Genomic DNA, 25,962 nt, shown 5'->3' with positions numbered 1-25,962 from the left:
ATGAATGAGACGGAAAAATTCTTATTAGAGATTAGTATTGGCAAAGAGGTTGATCAATTTTGGGCGAAATACAGGAGGTTTTGTGATCAAATTGAGATTATCGAGATCGAAAAGTTAATTGAAATAATGCCGATTCTTATTAAATATTTAAAAGAACAAAATCATTCTACTTACCAATTTTACGAAGGTATAGAATTAGCTTCTTCAAAAGATCAACAGTATGCAGAGAAGCTTTATGAAGAGCTACTAACCCATAAAACTGATGATTTTCAAAATGCTTTAGGTAACATAATCTCTGGTTTATTTAAAATAGACCCAAATTCTGCAAAAGAAAAAACAAAAAAACTTATCACAGATACCGATACTGCTAAAATCGTTCAAGGTATATCTAGTATTGCTCATTTTGATTTTGATAAGCATCCATCTAAAGAGTTTTTAAATTATTTAGATAATAGGTTTTCAGAATTAATTAAAAATGATGAAAGTGTCGATATACTTGCAGCTATTCTATTTGTTTGTCGTTGTAAACGAAACTATCTTCCAAAGTGCGATCAACATATAACTGCATTATTAAATCATGAGCATTCTCAAATCAAAATTCATCTTATAGATATATTGAATTTTGCACTAGATATAAATACTGAAAAAGAATTCTATAAAACTATTTTAACCTCACTTGTCTCTTTTGACATTTCTTTCATTGGTTATTATAGGAGTTTTGATTATATGCTGAGTAGGCTTGTAAAAAATCATCTAGAATTGGTTATGGAGTTTTTGAATGAATGGATAACGTTCAGTAATGAGAATTCAAAGAATATTAAGTTATTTCAATCTGTTTTTAATGAGATCCATGATACATCAATGCCTGATTTTCAAGAAATAATTACACGTTGGCTAAATGATGATAATGTCTCTTTTCAAATAGCGACATTTAACCTTATGAGGGAAATGAGCTATAGAAATATTTCATCAATAGAATTATCTACATCACTTTTAAAAGATTATAGCTTCTATGACATTGAGTATATAACGTTTAAAATAATTGGTTTTGTTTATGACCGAAAGCTTTCTAGGTCAATGCTCTATTCGATATTAAATTCCAAGTATGAAGATCCTGAAATAATACCAATCATGAAATGGGTTTTTGTCGATTATTTAATCTTTAATTATTATTCAACTATTGATTTTCTTAAAGAAAAAAATAAAAAAGCTCCTTCAAAATTAAAGAAGGTTATTTCCCAAATTATCAAAGAAGGTGAAAAATTATACTTGGTTTATTCTGATTTAGACGTTCTAAAAGAGTTTGAACCTTCAAGAGAAAGGTTAAAGTATATCGATAAAATTCAAAATAAAAAAATGCAGAAAGCACATCAAGAAAATGAAAAAAATGATACTTCTTTCCTAAGTCAAATCACTTCACTTCACTTTCGAGCAGGCAAAAAAGCTTTTGGAAAATTTGGAGGAAAATATAGTCAAGAAATGGAGCCAAAGTTATTTTCACAAAGTGAAGAAATGCCTAGAGGTGAAAATATTGATCCAGTTGGGCAGGCAGTTTTAAGGTTGGAAAGCCAAAATTTTATTAGAAGACAATGAGATTTATACTAAGTGAATATATAACACTATTAAAAGAAGATGGGGAGCTTGACACGCTAATAACTGATTTATTGGTAGGAATGAAAATTACACCAATATCAAAACCACAAAGGGGTAGACAACATGGTGTAGACATAGCTGCTGTTGGTATTGATCCGATTGATAATAAGAGAAAAGTTTTTTTAATTGCTGTAAAGCAAAAAAACTTAACGAGAAGTAGTTGGGATAGTGAAGTTAATTCTGTACGTCCAAGTTTAAATGAAATTATTGATGTCTATATTCCAACTCTGTTGGATAAAAGGTATAAAAAATTACCTATAAAAATTATAGTGGCTACCAATGGTGAGATGGTTCAAAATGTTCAAACTAATTGGAAAAATTATGTAGATAAACATACTAAAAAGAAAAGAACATATGAGTTTTGGGGAACAGGTGAACTGGCTAATATGCTAGATATATACCTCGATAATGAAAAGTTATTTCCATCTAAGTATCAATCATTGTTAAGAAAAACATTAGCTTTTTTAGATTTATCCGACTATGACTATTCTCACTTCTATATACTATTAGACCAAATTTTAAGTAAACCTGAAAAACAGAAACAAAGAGTTCTAAAAAAGCTTAGACTTATTAGATTATGTACTGGAATCATTTTTAAATGGTCACAAGACATAGATAATTTAAAACCTTCACTTATTGCTAGTGAACGAGCATTGTTGGTCACTTGGAATTGGATTGAAGAAAATAATCTTTTTGAAAGAAATTACGTAAAAATCGAGTTCTATAATTTACATCTTTTAAAAAGAAAACTAGGAGTTTTCTATTTTAATAAAGTAGCAAATCACTATAAAACCAAACATAGTCTATCTAAATATTCAAAAAATTATTTAGAATACAGTTTAAATAGTTGGAATGAATTAGGTTTACTAGCTACAGTTGGTCTGACAGAAATACAAGAGTTGGTATTTAAAGCATCTACAAACCAAAATGAAGAGGCTAAACTACATTACACAAGTGCCTTATCAATTTCTAATGCGCTAGAAATATTTATTTTCAATACCCCCCCTCTTAATTATCCTCAGTATGATGAACATTCTATAGAAATTGCATTATCATTACAGCTACTATGGAAAACTGGCAAAACTGAAGTTATTAGAAAATGGATTTCTAATATGGTGGTGGCTTTTCATAATAATTTTCATCTATATAAATTCTTCCCTCTTTTTAGAACCAATTTTGATAAGTTGGTAGATATTCATAATGGAAATGAAATACATGAACCTGAATCGTCTATGATTCTAACTATTATATTAGAGTATGTCGTACTACTTGATAATGCTGAATTATATCAAAAAATAAGATCACTTATTCATGGGCAATTTCCAAAAATCAACCTTCAAATGTGGTTCGCTACGGAAGAAATTGAAAATGTTTTTTGTTCGAAAAATTACAGCGCTAGAGAAGGAAGACTAAAACATTCAATAGTAGTTTATGAAAACATGGAAGACTACAGAAAAGAAATCATTGAAGAAATCGATTTATTTCTTAAAGAAGATAAATTCGAATTTTATACTTCTGGTTTTCATCTGATGGGGCATTTAGCTAGTAGACATTTTAGAGCACAACCTTTCCCTGTATTTTGGAGGCTACCGATTAAAAAACTAAAAGAAACTCAAAAACTTTAAATACAACACTTTTTATAATTATCTTTAGGAGTCTTAACCAAGCCTATTAACTACCATAGATTCAAATATATTAGACATACACCAATTATATGTTCATCTGATTCCGTCGAAGGAGGCTGGAATAGTCATTTATATATTGGACTCAAAAATAAAGACCGGAAAATTATCAAAGCACTTTACTTATAGTGATATTGAAAAGTGTATTGCAGAAAGTTCAAAAATTGAAGTAGGCTCAACACCACAAACTGAAAAAATCGTCAAGAGCCTTCTGCACTTCTTTATTGAAAGACCACCAAATGATGAACTTAAATTTGCTATTACAGACTATGCCAAAAAGTTTATCGAATTAATTGATAAAAAATTACATAGTCCTTTAAAAAATTCACAAAATTTAAAGCTTCGGAAATAAAGAATTTAGAAGATTTTGAAATATGGCATAGACTGGAATTTAGTACTGCTGGCAAGCAGATTATCATAGACCACTTAGAGGCTCTAAAAGATGTAGTTAAAACATCAATTAGCAGACTTAACAGTCTTTTAAAGGCAGAATCTGAAGACCTAATAACGTTAACCAAGGAATTTGCTTTGGTATTTGAAGAAATTAGTAATAAATCAGAAGAAATAAAATACACCCTTAGATTGGGTAACACGCTAAGTATCGAGATTGAAAACGTAATTGATTTTTTCTACCATAAAATTGAATCATTTAAACATCCAGAAAATGAAGAAGAGCAAATAGCATTTGAACAGCTGAATGCTGACTATTCAAAAGCAGTAAAAATTAAAAACGATGTCATTAACTTTTTTAATGATGTAGATTACCGCTTGAAACAGTTAATGGATCGTTCGCTATATGCCAACAATCAATTAAGAAATCTTCAAAATAACTTTAGAAGTCAGTCGAGAATACGAATAAACTTAAAACGCCTATTGAAGTTTACATTGGAACAGGCCTCGTATTCTAAAAACGATATTGTAAAACTACCTGTATTATTCCCAAAAAAGATATTACCAATAGAGCGATTTAAATTTATTGAAGTACCCTATTATGACTCTTTTGGGATTAAAAAGAATAAAATCATTCCCGTCCTATATGACAAGGAACACGCACAAAAAGAGCAAAATAAGATTCAGAAGGATTTGCAGCGACAAGAAAATGTAGCAAGACTGTTCCGTGAATACAAAGCTATTCTTGAAAAAGAAAAGGAATTTGATTTTACCGAACACTTTTATAAAATTTTAGAAGAAGAAAACGATAGTGAGATTGCGTTAAGCCTAGGATTCGACCTGTTTCAATATGCTAACAGAAATCCCAGGTATGAAATTGATATTCAACGAGAACTATCTGATGTTTCTACAAAAAAAGACATCTTAATATGGAAAATGAAAATACGACAAATAATATAGAAGCACCTTTCAATTTTTTGGAAAACAATGATGTGAAAGAAAAATTTGCAGATCTTAATATTGAACTTTTGAGAGGTAGACATATTCAAAAAAGTGGTAATTATTACCTCTACCAACTGCTTAATAAATATTATGACAAGCTCAGATATTATTATGACTATTTCTACAACCTTAGACTTGAAAGAGAGTTTAAAGATAGTATCACATTTTATTTCCTCGATTTCAATGAGGAAACCAGAGGTGCGTTAAGTTCAAACAACCGCTATAAAGAATTATCCCCATCACAAACTGTAACAGGTTTAATGCTTCTTAACATGTACTATGACAAATACTTTGATGATGTAAAAGAAGTCACCTTTTTAGATATTAAAAAAGAAATTATCGAAGGCGAAAATAGCCAGAGTTATAAAAAACTATGGTTTAACGAAATACGTGAAGAATATTCACCTCCAGAGTGGAAACGTGTTAAAACCAATATCAAAAACACCGTTAGGGATTTTGACAAATTGGGCTGGGTAGAATCTATGACCCCAGACGAAGGTGAAGAAATTCGATTTAGGCTTAAAGAGCCTATATATCGCTTTCAAAAACTTTACGAAAAAGAGATTTCAAACTTTGATGAATTTATAGAAAACTATCTACTTCAAACCAATGATTAAATATCCACGCATATATTCTATCTCAACGGTTGGTGTTATTATGCATTACAACCAAGATTACTTATTACACCCTATACGAACTGACTTTACTGGTAAAAATGGTATTGGGAAATCACTCATTGCAGATCTACTGCAAATACTTTTTGTTTCCGACAAAAAGAAGATTGCCTTTGGTACAGAAAGTAATAAAAAAGACTCAAGGAAAATTGAGACATTACCCTATGAAACATCGGATGCTTATGTCTTTATCAACATAGAAACTGAACAGGACTATTTCATAACACTGGGCGTTAATATTCCTAATAAAAAAAGCAGACCGTTACGGTCTTTTTGGATTTTGAATCAAGCCTACGGAAAAGATGATAACGAAGAACTCATTGACTTGGTAATCCATAAGGACAACATCCCCTTCTACAAAGATTTTCTAATTGGCAATACTATCCCACCAATAGATAAGTTGATGATTCATCTTAGAGAAGAAAAAAGGTTGTTTCTCAGAAGTTTTTCAGACAAACCACAGAAAAAAGAACTCTACAGTTTCTTGTTTGAAAAAGGGATTCTACCTATAAACCTTGCACTAGATTCTAGCTTAGATGCTTTTGCCAAGGTGATTCAGTCTTTTTCCAAGGCAAAAACGTTGGATACAGATAGCGATGAAAGCCTAAAGCGTTTTCTTTTTGATGGTAAGATGGACGATATCCAATCTGAATACGAAAAACATAAAAAGAATCTAGAAAAGCTCATTACAGATTACAAAGACTTAGACACACTCATAGATACTCTTGAAAACAAACAGGAAGCTCTAAAAAATCTTAATGCGCTCAACGAATTATACCTTGACACTTTCAAGGAACATCTTTGTGTCGAGTACGTACAAATAAAGAAAGATATATCGGAAAAAGAGAAGCGTTTAAAGAAGATTGAAAAGGATTTATCGAAGGCAGACGAAACAGTTCGGGTTTTAAGAACTGGTAATCCAAGGCTAGAGACGCAAATAGCTCAGACTAAAAAGCGGTATCAGGAATTAGAGCAATCTCTAGAGTTTCTAAACCCTTATAAAGACATATTCGATAGGATTGAAGCCTTGAAAAAGGACATAAAGGAACTGGATGACATCGTCTTACCACCAATAGAAAATGAGGTTTTTATTAATATCCCGAATTTAGAGAATTATCAAACACCTGAAATAAAAAGAAGGGTTAAAGAATTTACTATAGTATACCAAAAGTATTGCTCTCTAACAGGTATCGAAGACAAAACGGAATTGCAACAGCAACAGCTAGAGGATAGAAAGAATATACTTTCTACGAAAAAGGCTGGTTTATACGACTTATTGAAACTGCTTACAAAAAAAGATAAAAGTTCCTTTTTTGGACAGCTGATATTACAACAAAAAACACTATCGCCTGCACAGGAAACCATCCTTTTCAAAGTGCTTCAAAATGTTAAATGGGAAAAGCCCGAAAATGTAGTTTCCGGAATTCGATACGTTACCGATTTCGAGTTTATTGATAAAAAGAACATTGAAAAAGACGAGGAACACAAGGGCTATTGGTACAATTTAGGTGGTGTACGGGAATTTGTGCCTGAAACCGATGACAAACGAATGTTTGGCGATATTAAAATCCTAAAACAAGCACTTAAAAATCAAAAAGATAAGATAAATAAAGATATTACTAAAATTAACAAAGAGCTATCAGAAATAGAATCATTTGGTAGGGGTGAAACTTACAATGACAGGTTGATTAATGTTGATGCATCTCTCGACCAGCGCATACGTGATTTTTCCCAGTTTAATGATTTAAAATTGACCTTGGGCTTGATGCAAAATATAGAGTATAAAAAAGAGACCTATCAACTTGAGATTTCAAAAGAAGAAAAAACGCTCTCTAAACTAGAAGCCAAGATTAATTTTCCAATTGAGAAAAAAGACATCGCTGCTCAAATTAAATCCTTAAAAGAGAAGATTGAAAGTCTAAAAAGAGAAGAAGTTGAACTTAGTGCTCAACACAAAGCAGATAAAGGTAGGCTTAGTGACAAAATGGAATTGATAACAACGCTTAAAAGTCAACCCAAAGAATATCAAGACACTATAGAAAAACTCAAAATCCAACTGACTACAGTAACCAAAAATTTCTTGGGTTTCTTCCCTGATTTTGAATTTAAAAAGATTGAAGAAAAACAATTCATAAATATCGAAAGAACATTTGTCTTTTCAGAATTCAATGATAAAAAAACCAATTACATAGGTGATTATAAAGGGATCATCAATAAATTTCCAACTATTGAGAACGCCCCTGAAATTATTGAACAGATAGAACAGAAAACTTTTAATTTTGAGGTTATTGAAAGCACATTACTTGGCCCCAAAATTAAACACACCCAGAATATCAGTGAAGAGCTGAAGCAACTTAACAGCAGTAGATATGGAATGTTTGAAGCTATACACGAAACTATGTTAAGCATTTTCAAGCAGACTAAAGGCAAGTATAACGAGTACCGCGATACCGTCAAGAATCTTAACAAATTCTTCAAGGGCAAAAAAATCAGTGATAAATATTATTTCCAAATAGAGTTTAACGCACCAGAAGATTTTGATATTAAATGGATTAATGAGTTACAAGTATCATCGCAACAAGTATATAAAAGTGACGAACTACCAGTTGGGGATTCAGTAGAAAAATTTGTTGAGGACTTCTTTATTAAAGCTACACCAAAATTCAACCAACGTATTAAGTTCTCTAACCTTCTCGACCCAAAAACTTATTTTGAGTTGAAGACCAAGTTTACAGATGAATTTGACGTTGAAAAACCCGATGGAAGTACTGGTGAAAACTATACAGCAATCGTTCTGCTTGGTATCGGTAGGTTATCTGTAGTGTTAGATGCAAACCGTCCAGGTCTTAAATTCCTTATCTTAGAAGAAGTGTCCAACTTGGATAGTTTGAACTTTAGCACATTTCCTAATATCGCTGAAGAGTTTGGGTATCAAATTTTAACAATGACCCCACGGCCTTTTGGCTCAGACACCAAACAAGGTTGGTATCTACACCACCTAATTGAAGGTGCAGGTGATAAAAACATCAACTATCCAACACCTAATAGTTACTTTAAAACTAATGAGGGTAGAGAGGATTTAGAAATCTACTTAAAAGCACAGTTAAATTAATATGAATTGGACTGTCCTCAAATCACTTAATGAGCTTTATCATCATAGGAAAGTCAAAAAAAAGGCTTCACTAAAAAATGATTCTGAATTCTGTCTCTTAATAGACACCAAAGAGATAAGAAGCAATGATAAATTCTATATACCTAACGAGCAGTTGTACAATCAATATTATGAAAAACATCATCTTGAAAACTTCGGTATTTACTATGGATTCCTAGAGAAATACAATCTTTTAAAAAAGCGTTTTGAGGAAGGTGACATTAAAAAATTGATTGAGCTGGAAACTAAGAATGATGCTCAAACTCTTATTCCTTCACGCGAGCAGTTGATTAAAGCACAAGAAACCGTAAGAGGTTTTTCAACTATGTTCTTTAAACACGACAAATATCTAGACAGGAAAGATTCACTTATTGATGCCATAAATACTATTCTAAATATAAAACTAGTCGAAAATAAAGACCAACAATATTTGTATATTCTTCAATGTGACAACCCTAAAACAATAGTACTCTGTGAGAATTTAGACTTTTTGAGAAAAGATAAAATGCCAAGAGCAAACAATATAGAATTATGGTATGCTGGTGGTAGAAATGTAAAAAAGCTAAAATACGCAGACACAAGAGGAATCCGTATTTTCTATTCAGGGGATTGGGATAAGGACGGCTTGGAAATTTTTGAATTGGCAAAAGCGATTATCCCTCAAATAGAATTGTTATATCCAACCGCTGAAGGTAAAAGTATAGTAGATACTGACCACAGTAGCTTATGGAAGCATCCAGAAAAGCCTGAACTACTTTCTGGGTTAAATAAATCGTTATATCCTCTAAATTATCAAGAGAAAATAAAATCGCTCATCAAAGCAGATCACTGGATTGTAGAAGAGGCCAATGACTTAAAAAAAATGATTGAAGCAATGCACTAAATTATTTTTTGAATCTCAGAGTTAGTAGATAATTTAAAATAAAACAACCAATAATGATAAAATCACTAGAAGAAGGTAGAAAAGAAGACGGTAATAGATCAATTGCTGACAAAATCATTAAAAGATTACATGATTTAGACAAAACAGTAGAATATAATCAAGGAAGATGGGCGTGGGAACTGTTGCAAAATGCAAAAGATAGTACTGTTGATCATAAAAATCATAAAATTTCTGTTCAAATAATATTAAACGATAATCAAGTTCAATTTAAACACAACGGAGTACATTTTACCGAACATGATATTAGAGGGCTAATTAATCAAATTTCTTCTAAAGAGGTGGAAGAAGGAGAACAAACAAGAAAAACTGGACGCTTCGGAACAGGTTTCTTAACCACACATTTATTATCTCGAACTGTTTTCATTAATGGTACTCTTGAAGCCAAAAATGGAATTTTTTATCGTTTTGAATTTCCATTAAATAGAGATGGTAAAACAATAAAAGACCTAACTCCAAAAATAGATATTGCTTGGGAAGAATTTCACAAATCAGCAACCGAAATAACTCCGGAGCTATACGATAAAAATGATTATAATACTTGCTTCAGCTATTCTCTTAACACTGATGAACAAAAACAAATTGCTAAAACAGGAATTGATGAATTTATTAAATTATTACCATACGTTTTAGCTTTTATACCTAAAATAGAAAGTATTCAAATCATAAATAATATTGAACAAAAAGATATTACTTTCAAAAATGATACTACGAAAATACAGAAATTTATAACCTCTATTAAAAAAACAGAAAATGGAATTGATTCTACAATCTATATTTTAAAACATTCTGGGGAGAATACATCTATAGCTTGTCAATTAGAAAAAATAAATGATTCCTATTATTTTAAAGAAATAGAAAATCTTCCTAAGCTTTTTTGTGATTTTCCTTTAATTGGTACAGAGAATTTTAGTTTTCCTATGATCGTGAATAGTTTTTATTTCAATCCGCTCACTGAAAGAAATGGCATATGGTTAAAAAAAGAAAACGATAATGAAGTTATAGAAAATCAAAATTTAATACAAGAAGCTCTTTTTTTGTATAAAGAGTTATTGGAAGAATTATCAGATAAAAATTATTCAAACTTCTTTAATGTGATTGAAACTAAGGTTCCTAATGTGGAACATATTAATAAAGAATGGTATAGAGAAAAAATTCAAATACCATTACGTAATTTTTTAACTAATATAAAGATTGTTGAATTAGAAAGTGAAGAGAAAAAAGCTATAAAAGATATCTGGTTTCCTTCTAAAGAATATACGAAAGAGGAAAAGAGTAAACTATGGGAGTTTAATTATGATTTATTTCCAGATGCTGTTTCTCAAAAAGAGCAAAGTGATAAATGGTTAAACAAATCTTGGAGTAAATGGAATTTCTTAGATTATAAAGAATTAGCAAAAGATATAGAAGAATATAAAAATGTAGATAAACTTACGAAAGCATTAAAGAATAAAGATTGCTATGAGTGGCTAAACAGTGTTGGAAAATTTTTACTTAAAGAAGATGCAAACAAATTTCTAATTGAAAAATATGCAATTGTTCCTAACCGTAATGGAGAGTTTCTTAAAAAAAATGAGCTCTTTATCGACAAAATAAAGGATGAACCACTTATTGAAATTCTTAAATTGTTGAAAGATGATTGGAATAATATTTTAATTAACAAAAATATTGGTTTTGGAAGATATCATGTTAAAGAAAAAAAAGACATTGCAAGTCAAATCACAGATAAAGTTAATCGTCCTAATCAAAGAGATGAAAATTACAATAAAGCTATAATTCTTCTTTCCGAATGGTTTGAATATAATAATCCTGATGATATAAAAAGTTTGTTTTCTGAATTGCATAGAAAAAAAGCTGAGCTATTCATGAATACTATTCCTGATAAAGAGAGTCTTTATCGAATAATGAAAAGTAGTACTGATTTATCCAAAGTTGCAGATGTAATTGATAAAAATCCTAAAGTTTTAGAAAATAATGGAGAACTCACATCACTCCTGAATGATTATAACTTGAATGATGTTACTGAGTTGAGAAGAATATTAGATTCATCTAAAAACGTAGGGAATTTCCAAAGTTCTGAGTTAACACAAGAAGATTTAGCTGGATTAGGAGTGACATCAATAGAGGAATTAGAAGAAGCTTTAAAGGATAAAGATCTTACCAAAATGTTTCATAGCTCTAATCAAAATGTTAATTCCTTTCTTTATGCTGAAAAACTAATCTCTAGAGCTAAAAACAGAATCATAGAACATTTGAAAAACCTTCCTGATGAATACGATTGCAGTGAATTGGATGTTGATATTTCAAAATCAGCCATTGGTGGTATTAAAAAAAATGGACAATCAATTTACATTGTTACTCGTCCTTCAGATAATGGTTTTATAATAGTTTATTATGGGTCGGAAAAAGATATTTTGGATTATGAAAATTCCGAATTATGGGTTGATAATGGTATTGATACACCTAAAAGAGTAACATTAGGAAAAATAATAAAGAATACCGGAATAAATAAAATACCAGTATAAATATGAGTATTGAAGACAAAATAATAAAGATTCTCCAAGAGAAAAAAAACAATAGCAATGAAATTGAGTATAAAGCTGTCTTGCCCCCAGCTAGAAATATAGCAAGACTAATATCTTCTTTTGCTAATGCTAACGGAGGATATATTATTTTAGGTGCATTAAACAGCAAAGAGATAAATGGTTTAAGTCAAGATTTTCATGCAAACAGTATAACTCATAAAGCACTAGATTTACTAACACCATCTCCAAAAGTTGAATACCAATATTTAAATTATAATAATAAAAAACTGTATGCTATCTATACAGAAAAATCTAATACCAAAATTAATTTAGAGGGGAAAATTTATAAGCGTATAGAGAATAAATCTGTATTAACCAACCCTCAAAAAATTGATTTCACTAATAATAGTTATACGAGGATTAAAACCTTAAATGATGAACTCAATAATTATAAAATAAATATTACTAATTCAAAATTAAGATTAATAGAACACTATCAAAGTATTTTGAGGATAATAGATGACCTGCAACATATTCTTTATCCTGAATCTCCTAAAAAACCTACTTCTAGTCAAGAGGGAAAGATTTTAACTAGAATACTTTATTCTTCTTTTGCAGATAATTTTGAGACATATCTATCTGAGCTTCTCTATGAAATATTTTTGGCAAACCCCTCTACTTTAAAATCTAAGCAGGAAGTAACGGTAGAGGAAGTTTTAAATTGTTCTGATTTACAAGATTTTATTAAGTATTGTGCAAATCAAAAAATAGGAAAACTTCAAAAAGGGAGTGTTAAAAATTTTATTAAAGATAACAAGCAAATAAGGGATTTGAATGTAATTGATAGAACTAAAGAAAAAGAAATCGAATTAATACTTCAAATAAGGCATTTATTTACCCATAGAAATGGAATTATTGATGAAAAATTTCTGAAATACTATAGAGGACAACTTAAACTAAATGATGAATATCAAATTCCAATAGACAGCCTTTGCGATAGTCTTATCCTTCTTTCTAAAATTGTTGACGAAATAGATAAGTCTGCAATTACAAAATATAAACTTGCTACAGAAAGTAACATTGAATTTGAATAGTGAGTGGTTAATTTTATCGAAGAATTTTAACAGAATCAGAAAATTTTCTGGAAAGTATAAAACAAAAAACTACCTGTTTACCGAAAAGCTTATTATTCTTGAGGTCACAACAAAACTTTATATAGTTACTTTCAGGTTATTAAGATTGATTATTTAACTCAAAAAAAGACTATTTGTTTTAGGTATGTTTTAGGAAAGAAAAAAGCCGATGCAAAAACACCGGCTTTTAAAAATTGTACCGAAGGAGGGGCTCGAACCCTCACGCTATTGCTAGCACGGGATTTTGAATCCCGCGTGTCTACCAATTCCACCACTTTGGCTTTTGATGAGTGCAAATCTATAAAATTTTTAATTTAAAATGTCTTTTAAACTCTTAAAATAGTTTTATTTTTGTCCCAACAACAACACTAACTAAAAATATCTTTTTGTAAATGGCTACAAATCAATTAAGCCCAAAAATATTTGCATGTTCTCAAAGCATTGAACTAGCAGAAGAAATTGCCAATGCTTACGGAACCAAACTAGGAAATGTAATTACTACACATTTTAGCGATGGTGAATTCCAACCTGCTTTTGAAGAGTCAATCAGAGGACGAAGAGTTTTCATTGTAGGGTCAACCTTTCCTTCTACTGATAATTTAATGGAAATGTTACTGATGTGTGATGCTGCTAAACGTGCATCTGCAAGACATATTACCGCCGTAATGCCCTATTTTGGTTGGGCTCGCCAAGACAGAAAAGACAAGCCTCGTGTAGCGATTGGAGCTAAACTGGTAGCTAAATTATTAGAAACTGCTGGAGCAACCAGAATTATGACCATGGATTTACATGCTGATCAAATTCAAGGTTTCTTTGAAAAACCAGTAGATCATTTATTCGCATCTACCATCTTTTTACCCTATGTTAAAAGTTTAGGCCTAGACAACTTAACCATTGCCTCTCCTGATATGGGAGGTTCCAAAAGAGCCTATGCCTATTCTAAATACTTAGAAAGTGATGTTGTTATTTGCTATAAACAACGTCAAAAAGCCAATGTAATTTCTCACATGGAATTAATTGGTGAAGTAGCTGGTAAAAATGTGATTCTTGTAGATGATATGATTGATACTGGAGGGACACTTACCAAAGCAGCTGATTTAATGATGGAGCGCGGTGCCAAAAGTGTACGAGCTATTTGTACACACCCAATTCTTTCTGGCAATGCTTATGAAAGAATTCAAAACTCGCAATTAACAGAGCTAATCGTTTCAGATACAATTCCTTTAAAAAAGAACATTTCTAAAATAAAAGTTGTATCTTGCGCCGCTTTATTCGCTGATGTGATGCATAAAGTCCAAGACAATACATCTATTAGCGATCAATTTTTAATGTAAATAAATTTAATAAACAACGTAATGAAATCAATTACAATCAAAGGATCTCAAAGAGAAAGCGTAGGTAAAAAAGCAACAAAAGCCTTACGTAATGCTGGAAAGGTTCCTTGCGTATTATACGGAGGAGACAAACCTGTTCACTTTTCAGCTGACGAAAAATCGTTCAAGTCATTAGTATATACTCCAGACGTATTTACTGCTACGATTGAATTAGATGGTGTAACATACAATGCTGTATTACAAGATATACAGTTTCACCCAGTAAATGATAGTATTTTACACGTAGATTTCTATCAATTATTCGAAGACAAAGCTGTAACTATGGACATCCCAGTTCGTTTAGTTGGATCTTCTAAAGGTGTTATGGTAGGGGGTGCTTTACGTCACAACTTACGTAAGTTAAAAGTAAAAGCATTACCAGCAAACTTACCTGATTTTATCGAAGCTGATATTACAGAGTTAGAAATTGGTAATAAGTTATACGTTACTAAATTAAAGAACGATAACTATACTATTTTACACCCAGACAACACAGTAGTTGCTCAAGTACGTATGTCTCGTAACGCGGCAAAAGCAGCAGCAGAAGCAGAAAAATAAGACTTATGTAGTCAAAATAATAAAAAGCGTTACCAAGTGTAGCGCTTTTTTTATTTTTGCCACATGATTTTTAATGCTTTTATAAACAAATTATGTGTTTTTAAAAAAACACAATCAACAGCTATAGAAGACAATACGATGAAGAAATTTTTAATTGTAGGTTTAGGGAATATTGGCGAAAAATATAACAACACACGCCATAATATTGGCTTTAAAATTGCTGATGCTTTTGTAAAAGAACATGAAGGTTCTTTCGAAACTGAAAAATTAGGTGATATTGCCAAACTTAAAATAAAGGGTAAAACAGTAATTGTTTTAAAACCTAATACCTACATGAACCTTAGTGGTAAAGCAGTTAAATATTGGATGCAAAAAGAAAACATCTCCGTTGAAAATTTACTCATCATTACCGATGACTTAAACATTGATTTTGGAAAAATTCGTATCAAAGGAAAAGGAAGTTCTGGTGGACACAACGGATTAAAAGATATTCAAGATAAGTTTAATACTGGTGCTTACCCTCGTTTTCGCTTTGGTGTAGGAGCTGAATACAGTAAAGGTCGTCAAGTAGATTACGTTTTAGGCAAATGGAGTACTGATGAAGAAAGTGCAATGATAGAGCGTATCCCTTTTTCTGTAAAAGCGGTTACTTCTTTTATTACCGCTGGTTTGGCCAATACCATGAATGAATTTAACGGAAAATAACTAATTTTACTCCATTAACTTCGTTTTTAAAGATTAATTATCAGAAGCATACCACTCAGCAAAACTAGTATCTGTTTCTTGTAGCTTAATAGCGTGTAGTTTGATATTTTCAGGAAGTCTACTTTTAATTTTTTTAGCGAAATCAATCACCATCATTTCACTTGTTGGTTGGTAATCAACTAAAATCACATGATGTCCACGATCTTTTAACTCTTGTGCCAACTCAACATGAGGTGTGTTTTTGTTAAATACAGTAGCGTGATCAAATACATCAACAATATCTTCTTTTACAATCTTCTTTAGATCCCCAAAATCAATTACCATACCGTACTTCACATTAGATGTGTCTGTAATTGGAGATCCAATTACGGTAACTGAAAGCTTGTAACTATGTCCGTGAACATTTTTACACTTGCCATCATAACCGTACAATGCATGTCCAGTTTCAAAAGTAAACTGCTTGGTAATTCGAATCTTACTCATAAATTGTCTATATCTAAAGAAGTAATAAAATAAGCTTTAAAAAAAAGATTACTTCTTTACGTTTGTAATAACTCCTATTTTCTTCTAAATTTTTTGTTTGCTCTGTATTTATTAAAAAAATAAATAACAGCAACACCTGCTGCTAAAATAGCAAAGAAAGAATTTCCCATTTTAATACTTGTTTTTATTCGCCAAAAGTACGAATTTGCTTTACAACTTTTGTTAAAATCCACACAAAACCTACCGAAACTACCGCTCCTGTAAACACGGCTAACATAGGGTTATGTGCTATCCATTGTCCTACTTCATACCCTGCCTTATAAGCTGTGGTACTTTTTCCATTTTGAATTACAAACATTCTTATTTTTTAAATTTTTCTAATGCTTTTTTGGTAAAATCAGACAACACTAATTTACCAGAAGTCTCTGCTCTTTCTGTTAACAATTCTTCCCAGTGTTCCGTTCCAATCCACAAGGCTCTTTTCATTTCAGCCAATGCTTCAGGATTATACGAAGCGAGTTTTTCTGACAAGATTTCAACCTCTTTATCCAGTTCTCTTTGCGTTTCAAAAACACGTGCATACAAGCCTTTTTCTTTTGCCCAATACGCATTTTTCCAACTGGTAGCATCTAACGTTAATTCTGCTAATCCACTCACGCTAATTTTTCGCTCTACAGCAGGCGCAATTACAAACGGACCAATACCTATTGTAAATTCAGAAAGTTTAATAGAAGCGTGTTCTGTAGCTAACACGTAATCACAAGTGGCTGCCAATCCAACTCCACCACCCACAGTTTTTCCTTGTACTCTACCAATAATTAGTTTCGAACAACGACGCATCGCATTAATTACATTGGCAAAACCTGAGAAAAAAGCTTTCCCGTCTTCTAAATTGTCTATCGCTACCAGTTCATCAAAAGAAGCACCAGCACAAAACGCTCGTTCTCCCTCTGATTTTAGTACAATTATTGAAACCTCCTTATTAGTTGAAAGCTTATCAAATTCAGTTGCTAAACGTTCTAATAACACACTTGGAAAGGAGTTACTTGCTGGATGCCCGAACGCAACCGTGGCAATCTTATTTTCAATATGCGTATATAAACTTCCATTTTCTCTAATTGTCGTCATGTATTTGTTGTTTGTTCAAAATTACGTTTTTTGAGCAAGTGGTAAAAACTTTCTTCTAAACTTTACAATTAATGGAGCTCCTCTAGCAATCATCCACAAGAAAAAAGCAATCCAAATAGCGTACAGTTTATAATCTAATGAATCAAAAAACAATAGGGTAGGTATAAACACCAATCCTGTTGCTAACAATAAAACGTTTCGTAGAAATTTCATTTCTCCCATTCCTTTGAACATTCCGTCATAAATAAAGGCGATAGAACATACAGGTTGCATGATTAAAATAATCCAAAAGGTATTGTAAAACTGCTCTAAAACTTCTGGTTCTTTAGTAAAGACTTTTCCTATAAATTGATATAAAACAAAACCGACAACGGCTAATAATAATCCGAAGAGGAATCCGTATGTAATTAATCTATTTCCTAAAATTACCAATGTTTTATAAGCCTTAGCGCCCAATAATTTACCTGATAAAATATTTCCTGCAGAAGAATAGCCATCAATCATAAAAGCACCTGTGAGCCATAAATTAAAACCAATGGTATAAGCCGCTATATAGGCATCTCCATAATCTGTAGCATACGAAGTTCCAAAATACAAGGCTACATTTAACGCTATGGTTCGCACAAATAAATTTAACACCATTATGATAAATTTTGGTATTTCTGCATTAAACGGCAAGCTGAATTTTAACGAAATATCCGTCTTTTTTATTAATAACACCCCCGAAATTATTGCCATCGTAACTTGCGCAACCACACTTGCATAGGCAGCTCCTTGAATATGCATAGCAGGAATAAACCCTTCTACTCCATACACTAAAACAACATCTAGTACAATATTAATAAACGTTCCAATGAGCGCAATTACCATCGGATAATACGTGTTTTGCAACCCTCTAAAGGTACCAAAAACAGCAATGGTAAAAAGCGTAAACGGGAATCCGAAAACACGAATTTTATAATACTCAACCGAATAGTCTAAAATGGTTCCTGAAGCATTGTATAGTTCAAAAATTTCTTTTGCAAAAGGATAACTCAATCCTAAAATAAGCGCACTTACTCCCAAAACGATTACAATCGCTTGTGCAGGCAGGTTTTTAACCTCGTCAAGCTTGTTAGCTCCTAAATATTGAGAAACAATAGAAGAAATTCCACTACGTGTTTGTCCAAACACCCAAATTAACATCGATAAAAAAGCTCCTACAATACCAATAGCAGCAATACTTTCAGTAGCATTGTGTTCTATATTCCCCACAATGGCTAAATCTGTAGTAGAAAGTAACGGTTCTGCCACTCCAGCAATTAGGGCAGGCATTGCTAGTTTGTTTATCTGTTTAAAACTAATATCGTGATTCATCATACAAAAATCAAAAATAATACTATTCAGTATTGATTTTGTAACTTTGGTAACACTTATTTTTAATTAATGAATCGTATTTTATGATCGACCTTATTGGTTGTATTTCTGAAGTTATTTTAGACATTCAGCAATTGTTATTTCGAAAGAAAAGGAGAAAACAGCACGCTTTTGAAAAAGAGCAGAGTCTTCCACAAAAAAGAACGATTTCTCCTTACCAAAGACTCGGCATAGCTCTTTTAATAACTGTAGTTATAGCTTCAGGTTTACTTGTTCTTTTTGCAAGTAGTTTTTCTTTAAAAAATAAAGACTCAGAAAAAATACAACAAATTTCCCTTCTACTCGAACAAGAAAAATCTACTTTAGGAACATACCCTGACAAGTTGCAAGGAATTACAAGAAACAATCCTCTATACCAGGATTTATTAATTGACTCTTGGAACACTCCTTTTTACTACAAAAAGATTGATGAAAATACTTTTATATTAATCTCTTTAGGAAAAGATAAAACATTACATACCAAAGACGATGTTAAGTAACTTTACTTCTTTGTTAACATTCGCTTAATTTCGTTCAGTTTCATCAAGGCTTCAATTGGGGTTAACGTATCAATATTTGTGGTTAAAATTTCTTCTCGAATACCTTCTAATAACGGATCGTCTAACTGAAAAAAACTCATTTGCATATCTTCATGCTGTGCTTCTTTCAAGGTTTCTTTTACCTCTTTGTGTGAATGTGAGTTTTCTAACTCTTTTAGAATTTTGTTTGCTCTATGAATTACCATACTTGGCATTCCTGCTAATTTTGCCACGTGAATTCCAAAGCTATGATCACTTCCTCCTTTTACCAACTTACGTAAGAAAATAATGCTATTATCCAATTCTTTAACCGATACATTGAAGTTCTTGATACGCTCAAACGTCGAGGTCATTTCGTTTAGCTCGTGATAGTGTGTTGCAAACAAGGTTTTTGCTTTCGATGGGTGTTCGTGTAAGTATTCTGAAATCGCCCAAGCAATAGAAATTCCATCATAAGTAGATGTTCCTCTTCCAATTTCATCTAACAACACCAAACTACGGTCGGAAATGTTATTTAAGATCGATGCAGTTTCATTCATTTCAACCATGAATGTCGACTCCCCCATCGAAATATTATCGCTCGCACCTACTCTGGTAAAAATCTTATCCACCATACCTATTCGGGCATTTTGAGCGGGAACATAACTTCCCATTTGTGCCAATAATACAATCAAAGCTGTTTGACGTAAAATGGCTGATTTACCCGACATATTCGGACCTGTAATCATGATAATTTGTTGCTGATTACGGTTCAACACAACATCATTGGCGATGTACTCTTCACCAATTGGTAATTGTTTTTCAATAACCGGGTGGCGGCCATTTTTGATTTCAATATCGGTACTATCGTCCATTAGTGGACGCACATAATTATTCTCGGTAGCTAAGGTTGCAAAAGATTGCAACACATCTATCTTAGCCACATTTTGTGCATTTTGTTGTACAGGTTGTACGAACCCAATAATGTACTGTACTAACTTGGCAAAAATCTCCGTTTCTAATTGCTGAATTTTCTCTTCTGCTCCTAAAATTTTAGCTTCGTATTCTTTTAATTCTTCGGTAATGTAACGCTCTGCGTTTACCAAGGTTTGCTTACGAATCCAGTCTTCAGGAACTTTATCTTTATGCGTGTTTCTAACTTCTATGTAATATCCAAAAACATTATTAAACGCAATTTTTAAACTCGGAATTCCAGTTCGCTCTGTTTCACGAGCAAGCATTGTATCTAAATACTCTTTTCCTGAGTTTGAAATACTTCGTAGTTCATCCAACTCTTCTGAAACTCCATTTGCAATCGCATTTCCTTTATTGATATTTACAGGGGCTTCTTCTAAAACAGTCTCGGTAATTTTATCAATTAATTCATCACAAGTATTAATTTTTTCTCCTAATAACCTAACGGCAGCGTTTTCGCTGCTTTCTGCGGATTCTTTTATCGGAAGAATCGCTTTCAACGAATTTTTCAACAAGATAACCTCTCTTGGAGACACTTTACCCGTAGCAACTTTTGATATCAATCGTTCGATATCGGAAATTTGTTTTAACTGATACGTTATTGTTTCAGAAAAGGCATCGTTATCAATTAAAAACTTCACTAATTCGTGTCGTTGCTGAATTTGGGCTAAATCTTTTAGCGGAAGCGCTAACCAACGCTTTAACAATCGCCCGCCCATCGGAGAAATCGTTTTATCGATAACATCTAATAACGAAACCGAGTTCACCGAGTTCCCACCGTATAACTCTAAGTTTTTTACGGTAAAGCGATCCATCCACACATAATTATCTTCAGCAATTCTGCTGATAGATTGTATGTGCTCTATTTTGTTATGCTGTGTTTCCGATAAATAGTACATAGCTGCACCTCCAGCTACAATTCCGTATTCTAACTCTTCAACTCCAAATCCTTTTAATGTTTTTACCTTAAAGTGATTTCGAAGTAATTCATCTCCATAATCTTTTTGAAATACCCAATCATCCAAATAAAAAGCATGAAAACGATTGGTAAAAGCTTCTAAAAACCGCTGCTTGTATTTTTTTTCTACCAAAACTTCACTTGGCGCAAAGTTTTGTAAAAGCTTATCGATGTACTCTTCATTTCCTTGTGCAATTAGGAATTCTCCAGTTGACACATCTAAAAACGAAACTCCTAACAGCTTTTTCCCAAAATGAACGGCTGCTAAAAAGTTATTCGACTTCGATTGTAATACCTCATCGTTCAACGCAACTCCAGGAGTTACCAATTCTGTGACTCCCCGTTTTACAATCTTTTTAGTCATTTTTGGATCTTCTAACTGATCACAAATCGCAACACGCAATCCAGATTTTACTAACTTAGGCAAGTAGGTATTTAAAGAATGGTGCGGAAAACCAGCTAACGCGGTTTCACTCTCGCTGCCACTTCCTCTTTTAGTTAAAATAATACCTAAAACTTTGGATGCTTTTACCGCATCTTCTCCAAAGGTTTCATAAAAATCGCCTACTCTAAATAACAACATCGCATCCGGATATTTTGCCTTGATTCCGTTATACTGTTGCATTAATGGAGTTACCTTTTTTGCCTTTGTTTTTGCCAAGTTTGTGGATTTTTTGGGTTAGTTTTGCGAAGATAGAAAAAAGTCTTTAGTCATTAGCTTTTAGTCATTAGCTTTTAGCTAATGACCTCAAAAAGTTACCCAAAAAAAATGAGAAAATTAAAAAACAGCGAACTCGGCAGAAAAACCGTTGAAGAGTTTAAACAAACCAATAAAACCCCAATCATCGTCGTATTGGATAATATTCGTAGTTTGAATAATGTAGGGTCTGTTTTTAGAACTTCAGATGCTTTTTTAATTGAAAAAATTTACTTGTGTGGTATCACTGCTACGCCTCCTAATAAAGAAATTCATAAAACCGCTTTAGGTGCCACTGAATCGGTAGAATGGGAATATGTTGAAAACACGGTGGATTTAGTTGAAAAACTACAAGCGGAAAGTGTAAAAGTATTGAGTATTGAGCAAGCAGAAAATAGTACCATGTTAGATACTTTTACTCCTGAAACTACCCAAAAATACGCGGTAGTATTTGGTAACGAGGTAAAAGGTGTACAACAAGAAGTCGTTTCTGCTTCTGATAGGTGTATTGAAATACCGCAGTTAGGTACCAAACACTCGTTAAATATTTCGGTAAGTTGCGGTGTAGTGTTATGGGATTTGTTTACGAAAATGAAAAAATAATATTACCTGACTAAGTGTTTTTTTGAGTGAAGTTGAAATAAAAACGAAGTAATTTGCTTATTTAGAGTTTATAACTTCTTTTTTACAGTAATACTATTTATTCTACTTTTAAAAGTAGAATGTTAAATTTTTGACTTTCTCCTAAAAACCTATTACATTAGACACTTGATTACCCCCATCCCCAAGTATTATATTGTAATTAAAAACCCTATTTAACATGGAAAACAAGTACTTAAAAGAAACCCTAATGAGTTTAAGCCCTGATGGAGATAATACAACTGTAACTACCGATACAGGCGGAACAGATAGCCCTACAACGGGTACCGATACAGGTGGTAGTGGTGGTGGCCAAGGAGGAGATTAAATAAAATATTTCCGTTTAACATAAAAATAAAAACCATTACATTTGAATGTAATGGTTTTTATTTAACTACTTGATAATGAAAAGATTTATTTTTTTTATTCTTTTTTCTCTTTCCTCTTTTCTTTTTTCTCAAGAAAACAAAGATTATTTTTCAACAAGAGATTCATTAATTGAAATGGGAAGACAAGCTTTTTTTAGTAAAAAACTCCCTTTATTAAAAAAAGTCACTACACAAGTTGATTCTTTTTACAAAGAAACAAAGGACTCTATTTTATTGGCCAAGTATTTTCATTTTAAAGCATTACAAAGTAAACTTACCTATACCAACGACAGCGCTTTTTACTATTACCATCGCTCTAAAGACATCTCTAAAAAGATACATGATTCCTTAGCTACAGGAAGGCGTTTATTAAGTTTAGCAATGTTACAGAGAGATGCTAAGGATTACCGAGGAAGTGAAATAAGTTTAATTGAAGCTTTACAATATTTAGAACCAATACAACATTCTATTTATCTAGAAAGGGTCTATAATGCCCTAGGATTAGTTTCAGAAGAATTAAATCAACAGAAAGATGCTTTAAAATATTACGATAAAGCTGTTTTTTATAACAAAAAAAACAAAAATAGCATAGGGTATACCTATATTATTAATAATATAGGCTTGTTGTATCAAAAACAAAGCCAACACCGAAAAGCTATCATTTACTTTAAAAAAGGACTATCTCAAGATAGTATAAAAGAGAAACACCCTCCCCAATATGCTTTATTATTAGAAAATTTAGCTGCTAGTAACTTTTTATTAGGCCAAAAAGAGAATGTTATGCAGCAATATAATGAAGTTCTAAACATACGTGAGAGAGAAAAAGATTTTGTAGAACTCAGTACAACTCATATAAACTTAGCGGATTTTTATAAAAGCTTAAATCAAACTGACAAAGCTTTATCTCACTTTAATAAAGCCTTACAATATGCCAAACAAACTTATAACAATAAAAAACGGTTAGAGGCATTACAAAACCTTTCAGACTTAACTAGTGGCGAGCAATCTAAACTGTATTTAAACGAGTATATAACTCTTAGTGATAGTTTATTTCAAAACGAGCGCAGGTTAAAAAATCAGTTTGCTAAAATTAGATATGAAACTGATAAAAAGGAAAAAGAAAATGTAGTTTTAAAAACCGAAAACCAGCAAAAGCAAGCAGAAATACTTTACCATAAACAACAAAAAACGATAGGTTGGTTAGCTGCAGCAATTGGTCTTTTACTATTTGGTTTTAGTGTTATGTTTTATTTTCAACGTAGAAGAAAATTATTGTATCAAGCACAACTACAACAGGTACAAGTAAGAGAACATGAACGCCAACAAATTGCTAAATCTTTACATGATGAAGTAGCAGGAGACCTACGCTTACTACATCGTAAGTTAGAAAAGTCTAATTTATTAGAAGAAGCTCAAAAATTAGATGCAGTAAAAGAAAATGTGCGTAATTTATCACATCAACTAAGTAGTGTTAGTTTTAATAAGGTTTCCTTTAAAAATCAAATTATCAATTTAGTAAGTGATTATTTTGAACCTGATTTTAAAATAAAAGTAAACGGATTACAAAACTATAATTGGGCTACTGTTGATAATTCCATAAAGCGTTTGCTGTACCTAAGCGCCCGTGAAAGCATACAAAACTGTAAAAAATACGCAAAGGCAAGTAAGATAATTATCAATTTTTCTGTACATAAAAAATACGTACATTTGGATATTATTGATGATGGTATTGGTTTCGATACCAACATTAGTAAAAAAGGAATTGGTTTACAAAACCTACAAGAACGCATTGAAGAGTTAAACGGAACGTTAACCATTAATAGTGAAGTAGGTAAAGGAACCCAAACCGATATTCAAATACCCCTAAATGGCTGGACAAACAAAAATACTTTTAGTTGATGACCATCAGTTAATTCTTGAAGGAATTCTTTCGTATTTGAAAGATATAGATGGTTTAGAGATTGAAACGGCAAATTCATGTGACGAAGCTTTTTCTAAAATAAAATCAAGTTTAAGCGAAAATCCATTTCATATTGTTTTTACCGATTTGAGTTTTGACAATCAAAACAAAAATGTTGTTTTAGATGGCGGAGAAGCTTTTATAAAGTCTATCCTTAAAGAAGAAATACCTATTAAAGTAGGTGTAATTACAGGGCACTCTGAAACAAACAGAATTTTTAATGTAATACACAACTTAAACCCTTTTGCTTACATTTTAAAAGGAAAGTGTAGTACTGACGAATTAACCTTTGCTATTCAAAAAATGTTAAAAGGTGAGGTGTATTACACCCATGAAATTCATCAAAAACTTTTAAAAAGAGCTTTAGTAGAAATACAAATGGATGATATTGCCATCCAAATTTTAAAAGAGCTTCCTAAACATGCTAAGATTTCTAACTTAGAAGGTTTGATTAAAAAAAGTGATGGATCATTAATAAAAGTACGATCTATAGAAAGCAAATTATCTAAGCTGAGAACAGATCTACAAGCTAATAACAATACAGACCTTGTGTTAAAAGCAAAAGAATTAGGTATTATAGATTAATTCGTTTTGCGGAAATACGCATTTATTTTTACGGTTATCCCTTTTTACACATTAGAAACAAAGAATACTTTCGCAATGGAATTCAAAACCATTGTTGGGAAGAATCTTGAAAGAGAGAACATATAAAAAAGCCTTTAGATATCTAAAGGCTTTTTTGTTTGAAAACAACTCCTTTTTAACCTCTTGCGGAAAACCACACTTTTTTTTGCGGAAATACCCTTTTTAAACCTTTAATCTCTCCTTACATTTGTAACATCTTCTTTTCAAGATTAATTGAAAAAAGACATTTAAGGGGAATAATAAACCTTCTAGAGTTTCTAGAAGGTTTTTTTTATGCTCTTTCGGAAAATTGCACTTTTAACTTCGGAAATCCCGTTTTATATATCTGATTATCAGCATATCTTTGACATGTTCATTCTTTAATGACAATTAATTTAAGGGGAATTAAATTATTTTAAAAATGGGAAAAT

At 31.8% G+C, this 25,962-nt stretch carries 22 protein-coding genes and 1 tRNA gene; 17 read left to right on the top strand and 6 right to left on the bottom strand.

Annotation, left to right across the window (positions count from 1 at the left end; genetic code table 11):
* From ACN0WY_RS00375 to ACN0WY_RS00335, 9 genes are all read left to right on the top strand, one after another.
* Positions 1 to 1,593, top strand: coding sequence for a hypothetical protein (locus ACN0WY_RS00375; protein ID WP_417799191.1), 1,593 nt, complete (start codon positions 1 to 3; stop codon positions 1,591 to 1,593).
* The gene (locus tag ACN0WY_RS00370; RefSeq protein ID WP_417799190.1) at positions 1,590 to 3,278 is read left to right on the top strand and encodes a hypothetical protein; all 1,689 of its coding nucleotides are present in this window, start codon (positions 1,590 to 1,592) and stop codon (positions 3,276 to 3,278) included. The genes ACN0WY_RS00375 and ACN0WY_RS00370 overlap by 4 nt, the downstream gene beginning before the upstream one ends.
* A gap of 136 nt (positions 3,279 to 3,414) precedes the next feature.
* Positions 3,415 to 3,687, top strand: a complete 273-nt coding sequence (locus ACN0WY_RS00365; RefSeq protein WP_417799189.1) for a hypothetical protein — start codon at positions 3,415 to 3,417, stop codon at positions 3,685 to 3,687.
* 176 nt (positions 3,688 to 3,863) lie between these two features.
* Positions 3,864 to 4,685, top strand: coding sequence for a hypothetical protein (locus ACN0WY_RS00360; RefSeq protein WP_417799188.1), 822 nt, complete (start codon positions 3,864 to 3,866; stop codon positions 4,683 to 4,685).
* Positions 4,655 to 5,344 carry a condensin complex protein MksE gene (locus ACN0WY_RS00355; protein ID WP_113786292.1) on the top strand — a complete coding sequence of 230 codons (690 nt, stop codon included), beginning with the start codon at positions 4,655 to 4,657 and terminating at the stop codon, positions 5,342 to 5,344. Before ACN0WY_RS00360 ends, ACN0WY_RS00355 begins: the two co-directional genes overlap by 31 nt.
* Positions 5,337 to 8,513: a hypothetical protein gene (locus ACN0WY_RS00350; protein ID WP_417799187.1), complete on the top strand. Its 3,177-nt coding sequence runs from the start codon at positions 5,337 to 5,339 to the stop codon at positions 8,511 to 8,513. The genes ACN0WY_RS00355 and ACN0WY_RS00350 overlap by 8 nt, the downstream gene beginning before the upstream one ends.
* 1 nt (position 8,514) lies before the next feature.
* Complete coding sequence (locus tag ACN0WY_RS00345; protein ID WP_417799186.1) at positions 8,515 to 9,435, top strand: Wadjet anti-phage system protein JetD domain-containing protein; 921 nt, start codon at positions 8,515 to 8,517, stop codon at positions 9,433 to 9,435.
* Between the two features lie 53 nt (positions 9,436 to 9,488).
* Positions 9,489 to 12,017: a sacsin N-terminal ATP-binding-like domain-containing protein gene (locus ACN0WY_RS00340; protein ID WP_417799185.1), complete on the top strand. Its 2,529-nt coding sequence runs from the start codon at positions 9,489 to 9,491 to the stop codon at positions 12,015 to 12,017.
* 2 nt (positions 12,018 to 12,019) lie between these two features.
* Positions 12,020 to 13,111: a helix-turn-helix domain-containing protein gene (locus tag ACN0WY_RS00335; RefSeq protein ID WP_417799184.1), complete on the top strand. Its 1,092-nt coding sequence runs from the start codon at positions 12,020 to 12,022 to the stop codon at positions 13,109 to 13,111.
* A 236-nt stretch (positions 13,112 to 13,347) separates the two neighbouring features.
* On the opposite strand, the gene ACN0WY_RS00330 is transcribed toward ACN0WY_RS00335, so the two are convergent.
* Positions 13,348 to 13,431, bottom strand: a tRNA-Leu gene (locus ACN0WY_RS00330).
* Positions 13,432 to 13,542: 111 nt separating this feature from the next.
* Here ACN0WY_RS00330 and ACN0WY_RS00325 point away from each other — a divergent pair.
* From ACN0WY_RS00325 to pth, 3 genes are all read left to right on the top strand, one after another.
* Positions 13,543 to 14,484: a ribose-phosphate pyrophosphokinase gene (locus ACN0WY_RS00325; RefSeq protein WP_330488840.1), complete on the top strand. Its 942-nt coding sequence runs from the start codon at positions 13,543 to 13,545 to the stop codon at positions 14,482 to 14,484.
* Between the two features lie 21 nt (positions 14,485 to 14,505).
* A complete protein-coding gene (locus tag ACN0WY_RS00320) occupies positions 14,506 to 15,081 on the top strand; it encodes a 50S ribosomal protein L25/general stress protein Ctc (protein WP_330488839.1) in 576 nt (191 codons plus the stop codon).
* A 138-nt stretch (positions 15,082 to 15,219) separates the two neighbouring features.
* A complete protein-coding gene (pth, locus tag ACN0WY_RS00315) occupies positions 15,220 to 15,786 on the top strand; it encodes an aminoacyl-tRNA hydrolase (RefSeq protein WP_417799183.1) in 567 nt (188 codons plus the stop codon).
* 33 nt (positions 15,787 to 15,819) lie between these two features.
* Here pth and ACN0WY_RS00310 read toward each other — a convergent pair whose 3' ends face one another.
* The 4 genes from ACN0WY_RS00310 to ACN0WY_RS00295 all read right to left on the bottom strand — a co-directional run bounded on the left by ACN0WY_RS00310 (position 15,820) and on the right by ACN0WY_RS00295 (position 18,753).
* The gene (locus ACN0WY_RS00310; protein WP_330488837.1) at positions 15,820 to 16,269 is read right to left on the bottom strand and encodes a 6-carboxytetrahydropterin synthase; all 450 of its coding nucleotides are present in this window, start codon (positions 16,267 to 16,269) and stop codon (positions 15,820 to 15,822) included.
* A 184-nt stretch (positions 16,270 to 16,453) separates the two neighbouring features.
* A complete protein-coding gene (locus ACN0WY_RS00305; RefSeq protein WP_159611134.1) occupies positions 16,454 to 16,627 on the bottom strand; it encodes a hypothetical protein in 174 nt (57 codons plus the stop codon).
* A 2-nt stretch (positions 16,628 to 16,629) separates the two neighbouring features.
* Positions 16,630 to 17,397: an enoyl-CoA hydratase/isomerase family protein gene (locus tag ACN0WY_RS00300; RefSeq protein WP_417799182.1), complete on the bottom strand. Its 768-nt coding sequence runs from the start codon at positions 17,395 to 17,397 to the stop codon at positions 16,630 to 16,632.
* A 21-nt stretch (positions 17,398 to 17,418) separates the two neighbouring features.
* Positions 17,419 to 18,753 carry an MATE family efflux transporter gene (locus ACN0WY_RS00295; RefSeq protein ID WP_417799181.1) on the bottom strand — a complete coding sequence of 445 codons (1,335 nt, stop codon included), beginning with the start codon at positions 18,751 to 18,753 and terminating at the stop codon, positions 17,419 to 17,421.
* A gap of 83 nt (positions 18,754 to 18,836) precedes the next feature.
* Here ACN0WY_RS00295 and ACN0WY_RS00290 point away from each other — a divergent pair, with 83 nt between their 5' ends.
* Positions 18,837 to 19,292, top strand: a complete 456-nt coding sequence (locus ACN0WY_RS00290; RefSeq protein ID WP_417799180.1) for a hypothetical protein — start codon at positions 18,837 to 18,839, stop codon at positions 19,290 to 19,292.
* Positions 19,293 to 19,294: 2 nt separating this feature from the next.
* On the opposite strand, the gene mutS is transcribed toward ACN0WY_RS00290, so the two are convergent.
* A complete protein-coding gene (mutS, locus tag ACN0WY_RS00285) occupies positions 19,295 to 21,904 on the bottom strand; it encodes a DNA mismatch repair protein MutS (protein ID WP_417799179.1) in 2,610 nt (869 codons plus the stop codon).
* A gap of 108 nt (positions 21,905 to 22,012) precedes the next feature.
* Between mutS and ACN0WY_RS00280 the strand changes: the two genes are divergently transcribed.
* The 4 genes from ACN0WY_RS00280 to ACN0WY_RS00265 all read left to right on the top strand — a co-directional run bounded on the left by ACN0WY_RS00280 (position 22,013) and on the right by ACN0WY_RS00265 (position 25,492).
* On the top strand, positions 22,013 to 22,543 hold the full coding sequence (locus tag ACN0WY_RS00280) for an RNA methyltransferase (RefSeq protein ID WP_417799178.1): 531 nt from the start codon (positions 22,013 to 22,015) through the stop codon (positions 22,541 to 22,543).
* A gap of 217 nt (positions 22,544 to 22,760) precedes the next feature.
* On the top strand, positions 22,761 to 22,907 hold the full coding sequence (locus ACN0WY_RS00275; RefSeq protein ID WP_417799177.1) for a hypothetical protein: 147 nt from the start codon (positions 22,761 to 22,763) through the stop codon (positions 22,905 to 22,907).
* Between the two features lie 76 nt (positions 22,908 to 22,983).
* A complete protein-coding gene (locus ACN0WY_RS00270; protein WP_417799176.1) occupies positions 22,984 to 24,846 on the top strand; it encodes a tetratricopeptide repeat-containing sensor histidine kinase in 1,863 nt (620 codons plus the stop codon).
* Positions 24,815 to 25,492, top strand: a complete 678-nt coding sequence (locus ACN0WY_RS00265; protein ID WP_330488830.1) for a response regulator — start codon at positions 24,815 to 24,817, stop codon at positions 25,490 to 25,492. Before ACN0WY_RS00270 ends, ACN0WY_RS00265 begins: the two co-directional genes overlap by 32 nt.
* Positions 25,493 to 25,962 lie beyond the last annotated feature (470 nt).

It is taken from the genome of Tenacibaculum sp. (genome assembly GCF_048269885.1).
Classification (GTDB): domain Bacteria; phylum Bacteroidota; class Bacteroidia; order Flavobacteriales; family Flavobacteriaceae; genus Polaribacter.
This window is presented reverse-complemented; position numbering and strand designations above follow the sequence as displayed.

Coding starts and splice junctions, on each gene's coding strand:
- ACN0WY_RS00375 (WP_417799191.1), top strand. CDS start 1: ATGAATGAGACGGAAAAATTCTTATTAGAGATTAGTATTGGCAAAGAG.
- ACN0WY_RS00370 (WP_417799190.1), top strand. CDS start 1,590: ATGAGATTTATACTAAGTGAATATATAACACTATTAAAAGAAGATGGG.
- ACN0WY_RS00355 (WP_113786292.1), top strand. CDS start 4,655: ATGGAAAATGAAAATACGACAAATAATATAGAAGCACCTTTCAATTTT.
- ACN0WY_RS00350 (WP_417799187.1), top strand. CDS start 5,337: ATGATTAAATATCCACGCATATATTCTATCTCAACGGTTGGTGTTATT.
- ACN0WY_RS00345 (WP_417799186.1), top strand. CDS start 8,515: ATGAATTGGACTGTCCTCAAATCACTTAATGAGCTTTATCATCATAGG.
- ACN0WY_RS00340 (WP_417799185.1), top strand. CDS start 9,489: ATGATAAAATCACTAGAAGAAGGTAGAAAAGAAGACGGTAATAGATCA.
- ACN0WY_RS00335 (WP_417799184.1), top strand. CDS start 12,020: ATGAGTATTGAAGACAAAATAATAAAGATTCTCCAAGAGAAAAAAAAC.
- ACN0WY_RS00325 (WP_330488840.1), top strand. CDS start 13,543: ATGGCTACAAATCAATTAAGCCCAAAAATATTTGCATGTTCTCAAAGC.
- ACN0WY_RS00320 (WP_330488839.1), top strand. CDS start 14,506: ATGAAATCAATTACAATCAAAGGATCTCAAAGAGAAAGCGTAGGTAAA.
- pth (WP_417799183.1), top strand. CDS start 15,220: ATGAAGAAATTTTTAATTGTAGGTTTAGGGAATATTGGCGAAAAATAT.
- ACN0WY_RS00310 (WP_330488837.1), bottom strand. CDS start 16,269: ATGAGTAAGATTCGAATTACCAAGCAGTTTACTTTTGAAACTGGACAT.
- ACN0WY_RS00305 (WP_159611134.1), bottom strand. CDS start 16,627: ATGTTTGTAATTCAAAATGGAAAAAGTACCACAGCTTATAAGGCAGGG.
- ACN0WY_RS00300 (WP_417799182.1), bottom strand. CDS start 17,397: ATGACGACAATTAGAGAAAATGGAAGTTTATATACGCATATTGAAAAT.
- ACN0WY_RS00295 (WP_417799181.1), bottom strand. CDS start 18,753: ATGAATCACGATATTAGTTTTAAACAGATAAACAAACTAGCAATGCCT.
- ACN0WY_RS00290 (WP_417799180.1), top strand. CDS start 18,837: ATGATCGACCTTATTGGTTGTATTTCTGAAGTTATTTTAGACATTCAG.
- ACN0WY_RS00280 (WP_417799178.1), top strand. CDS start 22,013: ATGAGAAAATTAAAAAACAGCGAACTCGGCAGAAAAACCGTTGAAGAG.
- ACN0WY_RS00275 (WP_417799177.1), top strand. CDS start 22,761: ATGGAAAACAAGTACTTAAAAGAAACCCTAATGAGTTTAAGCCCTGAT.
- ACN0WY_RS00270 (WP_417799176.1), top strand. CDS start 22,984: ATGAAAAGATTTATTTTTTTTATTCTTTTTTCTCTTTCCTCTTTTCTT.
- ACN0WY_RS00265 (WP_330488830.1), top strand. CDS start 24,815: ATGGCTGGACAAACAAAAATACTTTTAGTTGATGACCATCAGTTAATT.